This is a genomic window from Streptomyces huiliensis (assembly GCF_020037025.1).
Classification (GTDB): domain Bacteria; phylum Actinomycetota; class Actinomycetes; order Streptomycetales; family Streptomycetaceae; genus Streptomyces; species Streptomyces huiliensis.
This window is the reverse complement of record NZ_JAIQLH010000347.1, coordinates 1-4,017: the sequence shown is the minus strand read 5'-3', so window position 1 is coordinate 4,017 and position 4,017 is coordinate 1. Positions and strand designations below refer to the sequence as shown.

Here is a 4,017-nt window from a genome sequence, read left to right as displayed (position 1 = left end):
CGACTCAATACAGGCCCTAGTGCTGTGGCGTGGTGGGGAATCACCGACAGCCGGGCGACGGCGGGACTTCCCGCACCGCCGACGGGGTAACGTCGGGGCGTGCCCGTCGACCCCCTGCACAGTGCCGCCCGACCGCCGCGCGGCGGCCCGAGCCCGCTCGGACCGCCCGTCCTGGGGACCGAGGCCCGCCCGGTGGAGGTCCGCCGGAGCGCGCGCCGGCGCAGAACCGTCTCCGCCTACCGCGAGGGCGACCGCACGGTGGTCCTCATCCCGGCCCGCATGTCGGACGCCGAGGAGAAGCGGTGGGTGAACGTGATGCTCGACCGGCTCGCGGCCCAGGAGAGCAAGCGGATACTCGGCGACGCCGAGCTCGCGGAACGGGCGGAGCGCCTCTCCGGGCAGTACCTCGGCGGCCGGGCCCGGCCCGACAGCGTCCGCTGGGTCACCAACCAGAACACCCGCTGGGGCTCGTGCACCCCCGCCGAGGGCAGCATCCGCCTCTCGCACCGGCTGCAGGGCATGCCCGAGTACGTCGTGGACTACGTCCTCCTGCACGAGCTGGCGCACCTGCTCGTCCCCGGGCACGGGCCCGCCTTCTGGCGGCTCCTGGAGGCGTACCCCCGCACCGAGCGCGCCCGGGGCTACCTGGAGGGCGTGGTCGCCGCCGGCCGGCTTCCGCACCTCCCCGCCGCCCGTAGCGAGTGAACCCAGGAGGGCGGGGGCGAGCGCCTACACCAGCGCCCGCACCCGCTCGACCAGCCGCACCACCGAGTCGTCGGCCACCGAGGCGACCTCGTCGTAGCCGAACCACCGCAGGTCCAGCGACTCGTCGCTGATCGCGGCCTCGGCACCCTCCGGCGCCAGCGCCGCGTACTGCACGTCCAGGTGCCAGGCGCACGGCGTGTGGTGCCGGTCCAGCCGGACCGGGCCGCCCGGCAGCAGGGTCAGCCCGCGCGCGATGCCGGACTCCTCCGTGGCCTCGCGCAGCGCGGCCGCCGCCAGCGTCGCGTCCTCCGGCTCGCAGTGGCCGCCCATCTGCAGCCACATCCCCAGCTTGCGGTGGAGCGTCAGCAGCACCCGGCCGCGGGCCGGGTCCACCACCAGGGCACTGGCCGTGACGTGGCCGTCCCGGCACGCCTTCCACATGCCGTCCGGATGGCCGGCCAGATGCTCCAGGTACGCGAGCCGCAGCGCTTCCTGCCGCCCGTCACCGGACGGAGCGGGCCACTCCTTGAGCACCCGCTCCGCGTCCGCGTGAAGGCTCACGCGCCGTCCCCCGGACCGTTCTCGGGGTCCTCGGGCTTCTTGAGGTCCGGCTTGTCCTGACCGCCGGCACCTCCGGCGGCCTCGCCGAGCATCTTGTCCAGCTCGGAGAAGTCCAGGTGCTCCCGGTGGACGAAACCGTCCGGGTCGTCCAGGTCCGCGGCGGTCGGCAGCATGTCGGGGTGCTCCCACAGCGCGTCCCGGCCGTCCGCGCCGCGCGCGTCGGTGAGGGAGGCCCACAGCCGCGACGCGTCGCGGAGCCGGCGCGGACGGAGCTCCAGGCCGATCAGGGTCGCGAAGGTCTGCTCGGCGGGACCGCCGGTGGCCCGGCGGCGGCGCAGCGTCTCGCGCAGCGCCCCGGCGGACGGCAGGTGCGGCGCGGCGGCGGCGTGCACGACCGCGTCCACCCAGCCCTCGACCAGCGCCAGCGCGGTCTCCAGCCGGGCCAGGGCCGCCTTCTGCTCCGGCGAGTCCTCCGGCTGGAACATGCCCTGCTGGAGTGCCTCCTGCATCTCCTCGGGACGGGTGGGGTCGAGCCGGCCGACGACGTCCTCCAGCTTGGAGGTGTCCACCTTGATGCCCCGGGCGTAGCCCTCGACGGCGCCGAAGAGGTGCGAGCGCAGCCACGGCACGTGCGCGAAGAGCCGCTGGTGGGCAGCCTCGCGCAGCGCCAGGTAGAGGCGCACCTCGTCCTGCGGCACCCCGAGACCGGAGCCGAACGTCTCGACGTTCACCGGCAGCAGGGCCGCCTTGCCGGCCGGGCCCAGCGGCAGGCCGATGTCGGTCGAGCCCACGACCTCGCCCGCCAGCACGCCGACGGCCTGGCCGATCTGGGTGCCGAACATGGCGCCGCCCATGCTGCGCATCATGCCCAGCAGCGGGCCGGCCATGGCCTGCATCTCCTCCGGCAGCACGTCGCCCATGGCGGAGCCGACGCGCTCGGCGACCGGGTCCACCAGCTCCCGCCACACGGGCAGGGTGGCCTCGACCCACTCCGCGCGGCTCCAGGCCACGGCGGTGCCCGAGCCCGAGGGGAGCGAGGTCACGCCGTCCAGCCAGAGGTCGGCCAGCCGGACGGCCTCCTCGACCGCGGCCCGCTCGCCGGCCGAGACGCTGGCGTCCTTGGAGCCGTCGGCGGTGCCCTGCGCGACGGTCTGCCGCGCGATGTCCTTGGCCATGTCCCAGTTCACCGGGCCGCCCTCGTACGAGAGCATCTGGCCGAGCTGCTGGAAGGCGGCGCCCAGGTCACCGGGGTTCATGCCGCCGAACGCCGGGTTCGCGCCGCCGCCGAACAGCGCGGCGAAGGGGTTGTCCGCGCCGCCTGCGCCGGAACCGAATCCGAACGGGTTCGCCGGATCCTGTCCACGGCCACCCTGGTCACCGCCCTTCTTCTTGCCGTTGTCGCCGTCCTCCGGCTCCTCCGGCGGAAGATTGAATCCGAATGGGGTGTCACTCACGGGTTTCCTCGGCTCCTAGGGCCGCCGGCGATGGCCGACGGCGAATGCCCGACAACACCACCCAGCGTAGACACCTCCCCGGTATAGGGGCTTGGTGCTCCACCGGCTCGGGGCCTGCGGCAGGATGGACGTCACCTGGTACGTACGGGTCATGACACAGGTGATGACACATACGTACTGAAGACAACCGCTGGAGACGCCCGGTGAGTTCCCCCGACCGAGAAGTTCGCGCAGCGCGAAACGGTTCCGCGCGAGACAGTACGAGCCCGACCGGCCGCCGGCCCGTGGTCGCGGTCACCGGTGCCGCCCGCGGCGTCGGTGCGCTGCTCACCCGGCGGCTCGCCGCATCCGAGGAGGTCAAGCACGTCCTCGCCATCGACGAGCGCCGCGGCGACGTCAGCGAGGCGCAGTGGCACGTCCTGGACGTCCGCGACCCGGCCATCGCGGAGAAGCTGCGGGGCGCCGACGTCGTCGTCCACCTCGCGCTCGACCTGGACCTGGAGACCGATCCGGCCGCCCGCACCGCCTACAACGTGCGCGGCACCCAGACCGTGCTGACGGCCGCCGCGGCGGCCGGGGTGCACCGGGTGGTGCTGTGCACCTCGGCGATGGTCTACGGCGCGCACCCCGACAACGACGTGCCCCTCGACGAGGACGCCGAGCTGCGGGCGACCGCCGAGGCCACCGGCGTCGGCGACCTGCTGGAGATCGAGCGCCTGGCCCGCCGCGCGCCCCGCGCGCACCCCGGGCTGAACGTCACCGTGCTGCGGCCCGCGGTCCTCGTCGGCGGTACGGACACGGCTCTGACCCGTTACTTCGAGTCGCCCCGCCTGCTGGTGGTCGCCGGGTCCCGGCCCGTCTGGCAGTTCTGCCACGTCGAGGACCTGGTGAGCGCCCTGGAGTTCGCCGCCCTGGAGAAGGTCGAGGGCGAACTGGCGGTGGGCTGCGACGGCTGGCTGGAGCAGGAGGAGGTCGAGGAGCTCACCGGCATCCGCCGCATGGAGCTGCCGTCGGCCGTGGCCCTGGGAGCGGCCTCCCGGCTGCACCGCCTGGGCCTGACGCCGTCCCCCGCGGGCGACCTGGAATACACGATGCACCCCTGGGTGGTCAGCGGCCACCGGCTGCACGCCGCCGGCTGGCGGCCGCGCTGGACCAACGAGGAGGTCCTGGCGGAGCTGCTGGAGGAGGTCGCCGGACGGCACACGGTCGCGGGCCGGCGGCTCGGCCGCAAGGACGCGACGGCGGCGGGCGCCGCCGGGGCCACCGTGGCGCTGCTGGGCACGGCGGCCCTGGTGCG

At 74.6% G+C, this 4,017-nt stretch carries 4 protein-coding genes; 2 read left to right on the top strand and 2 right to left on the bottom strand.

The window, feature by feature from the left end:
* Window positions 1-99: 99 nt before the first annotated feature.
* The gene (locus JNW98_RS33005; RefSeq protein ID WP_372459384.1) at window positions 100-705 is read left to right on the top strand and encodes a M48 metallopeptidase family protein; all 606 of its coding nucleotides are present in this window, start codon (window positions 100-102) and stop codon (window positions 703-705) included.
* Window positions 706-729: 24 nt separating this feature from the next.
* Here the strand turns inward: JNW98_RS33005 and JNW98_RS33000 are convergent, their stop codons facing one another.
* Window positions 730-1,266: an NUDIX hydrolase gene (locus tag JNW98_RS33000; RefSeq protein ID WP_223771979.1), complete on the bottom strand. Its 537-nt coding sequence runs from the start codon at window positions 1,264-1,266 to the stop codon at window positions 730-732.
* Entirely contained in the window at window positions 1,263-2,720 is a 1,458-nt protein-coding gene (locus JNW98_RS32995) for a zinc-dependent metalloprotease (protein WP_223771978.1), read from the bottom strand. The genes JNW98_RS33000 and JNW98_RS32995 overlap by 4 nt, the downstream gene beginning before the upstream one ends.
* 203 nt (window positions 2,721-2,923) lie before the next feature.
* Here JNW98_RS32995 and JNW98_RS32990 point away from each other — a divergent pair.
* A partial coding sequence (locus JNW98_RS32990; protein ID WP_223771977.1) for an SDR family oxidoreductase occupies window positions 2,924-4,017 on the top strand: 1,094 nt, incomplete at its 3' end.